Source organism: Candidatus Protofrankia californiensis (genome assembly GCF_900634765.1).
Classification (GTDB): Bacteria; Actinomycetota; Actinomycetes; order Frankiales; family Frankiaceae; genus Protofrankia; species Protofrankia californiensis.
The window spans coordinates 1-2,982 of record NZ_CAAAFT010000500.1 but is presented as its reverse complement, the minus strand read 5'-3'; the positions used below and the strand labels follow the sequence as shown (position 1 = coordinate 2,982).

2 protein-coding genes and 1 pseudogene are annotated in these 2,982 nt (G+C 70.1%); all 3 read right to left on the bottom strand.

What is annotated here, in order from left to right:
* Positions 1 to 1,434: DNA gyrase subunit B (locus DD1DGNOD_RS26240; RefSeq protein WP_131771236.1), on the bottom strand; the 1,434-nt coding region annotated here is incomplete at its 3' end.
* Between the two features lie 446 nt (positions 1,435 to 1,880).
* Positions 1,881 to 2,597 carry a DUF721 domain-containing protein gene (locus tag DD1DGNOD_RS26235; protein WP_241251881.1) on the bottom strand — a complete coding sequence of 239 codons (717 nt, stop codon included), beginning with the start codon at positions 2,595 to 2,597 and terminating at the stop codon, positions 1,881 to 1,883.
* A pseudogene (locus DD1DGNOD_RS26230) lies at positions 2,587 to 2,982 on the bottom strand (DNA replication/repair protein RecF); the annotation flags it as partial. The gene DD1DGNOD_RS26235 and the pseudogene DD1DGNOD_RS26230, both read right to left, overlap by 11 nt.

Genomic DNA, 2,982 nt, shown 5'->3' with positions numbered 1-2,982 from the left:
CGCCTGGATCAGCGCCTGGACCTCGGTGTTCTTCAGCACCCGGTCGATCCGGGCCTTCTCCACGTTCAGGATCTTCCCCCGCAGTGGGAGGATCGCCTGGAACTTCGAGTCCCGGCCGCCCTTGGCCGAGCCACCCGCCGAATCGCCCTCGACGATGTAGAGCTCGCAACGCTCCGGGTCGGTGAACTGGCAGTCGGCGAGCTTGCCGGGCAGGCCCGTCCCTCCGAGCAGACCCTTACGACGGGTCAGATCGCGGGCGGCCCGAGCGGCGATACGGGCCCGCTGGGCGTCCAAGGCCTTGCTGACGATCGCCCGAGCCTCGACACGGTTGGCCTCAAGCCAGTCCTTCAGCGCCGAGTAACACATCTCCTGGACGAACCGCTTGGCCTCACTGTTGCCGAGCTTGGTCTTGGTCTGACCCTCGAACTGCGGCTGCGCCAGCTTCACCGAGATGATCGCCGTCAGGCCCTCGCGGATGTCGTCACCGGCGAGGCGCTCGTCAGGGTTCTTGCCGTTGGCCTTCGGGGGCTTGAGCAGGTTCTGATCCTTGGCGTAGGCGTTCACCGCGCTGGTCAGCGCCGCGCGGAAGCCCTCCTCGTGGGTGCCGCCCTCGTGGGTGTTGATGGTGTTGGCGAACGTGTAGACCGACTCGTTGTAACCGGCGTTCCACTGCATGGCGAGCTCGGCCTCGATGCCGGTGCCCTTGGAATCCAACGAGATGACGGTCTTGTGGATCGGGTCCTTGCTGGCGTTGAGGTGCTCGACGAAGTCGACGAGCCCGCCCGCGTAGCAGTAGGTGACCTCAAGGGGTTCCTCGGGACGCTCGTCCCGCAGGCTGATCGTCAGCCCCTTGTTCAGGAACGCCATCTCCTGCAGCCGGCGGGTGAGGGTTTCGTACTTGTACTCGGTCGTCTCGAAGATCGAGTCGTCGGCCCAGAAGGTGACGGTCGTACCGGTCTTCTTCGTGGGAGCACCCTTGGCCAGCGGCGCGGCCGGACGCGTGTTCGCGTACGGCTGGAACCAGGTGAAGCCCTCGCGCCGGATCTCGACCTCGAGGCGGGTGGACAGCGCGTTCACCACGCTCACGCCGACCCCGTGCAGGCCGCCGGACACCGCGTAGGACTTGCCGTCGAACTTCCCACCGGCGTGCAACGTGGTCAGTACGACCTCGACCGCCGGGCGCTTCTCCGTCGGATGCTCACCCACCGGAATGCCACGGCCGTTGTCGGAGACCCGGACACCGCCGTCGGCGAGCAGCGTCACACCGATCGTGTCGCAGTAGCCGGCAAGCGCTTCGTCCACAGCGTTGTCCACAACCTCGTAGACGAGATGATGAAGACCGCGCTCGCCGGTGGAGCCGATGTACATACCCGGACGCTTGCGAACCGCGTCGAGACCCTCAAGAACCTTGATCGAACTTGCATCGTAGGCCACGCGGTATGTCCCCTCGTCCTCAACTGCGAACAACGCGAGAAGCGTCTCCTGAGTCTACCTGGCACCTCGGCCAGAAGGACGCGGGGTGGCCCCTGGCATCGGCGCAGCGTCCCGAACAGCTTTCCGTCGAACCCCCGTACGCAGGGGTCCCCGGATGGCGCCTCCAGGCAATCCGGGGACCCCTGCGTACGGGGGCGGGCCCCCGGGGAGCCTGCCGTATGCGGGGCGCCGCCGGCGTCCGGCCGGAGGCGGCATCGTGCCGGGCACCGAACCGGCGACGGCACGATGGTCGTTTCCGGCGCCACCGGCAGCCTGGGGCTGCCGCCTGAGTTGCCATTGTCCACAGGTGACGCGCTCCACAGGCCGGGCACCCACGACCGGCCTGACCTGCCCAATGGCCACAGGCAGCGCGATCATGATTTTTCGCGCTCGGGGTTCCTGCCGGATCAACCGTACGTGTCGCGGGGACCGCGTCCGCCGGGTGCCTGCAGCGGGCCGTGCCGCCAGCTCGGCGCGGTCGGCCCCCGGACCACGATCCTGCGCACGACATCCGGCCCCAGTTCCGCGCGCAGGGTGGTCAGGATCTGTCGGGAGAGCAGCCGCAGCTGCGTTGCCCAGGCCGTCGACTCGGCGGCGAGCTCCAGCTCGCCGTCACGCAGGGAAACCGGATGGCAGCGTGTGGAGATATTCGGACCGACCAGGACCTCCCAACGGGCCAGCACCGAGGCGTCCGTCGCCCGGTCCCGCCAGCCGCGTTCGGCGAGCATCCGCTGCACCGCGGTGCTCAGCGCGACCGGCTCGGCCCACTCCCGCCCGGGCGCGGCCATCCCGGGCATCCGCGGGCGGCGTGCCGGCTGCCGCGACGGGTCGGGCCGACCGCCACCGCCGCCGGCCGGCCCGACCGACCCGTCGCGCCGTCCCACGCCACTGCCGTTGCCCGCACGCCCGCCACCCCGACCGGACGCCCTGGCCCGCGCGTCCTCCTTCGCCCGCGCCAGGATGATGCGGGCGAGGTCGGCCCCGCGCACGGGCTCGTCGCCGGGCGGCTGTCCACGTCCACCGGGCAGCGGCTGATGTCCGCCGGAAACCGGCCCGCGTCCACCGGTGGCTGACCCGCGTCCGCCGGCCGCCGGCTCACCGTCGGCCACAGCGTCATCCGACACGGCTCACCTGCCCGTCCGCGACCTTGAACCGTGCCCCGGCCAGTGCGGCGGGCACGTCCGCCTCGACCGCGGCGGTCACCAGAACCTGCTCGGCCGACGAGACCAGCTCCGCCAGCCGGGCGCGGCGGTTCGCGTCGAGTTCGGCAAACACGTCGTCCAGCAGCAGCACCGGTTCGCGCTGATCGTCCTGTAGCAGTTCGAACGACGCCAGTTTGAGCGCGAGAGCGAGCGACCACGACTCGCCGTGGCTGGCATACCCGCGCGCCGGCCGCCCATTGATCGACAGCAGCAGTTCGTCGCGGTGCGGGCCGACCAGGGTCACTCCCCGTTCGATCTCCTGCTGGCGGGCCGCGGCGAGCTCGGCGAGCATCGCCTCCTCCAGGAC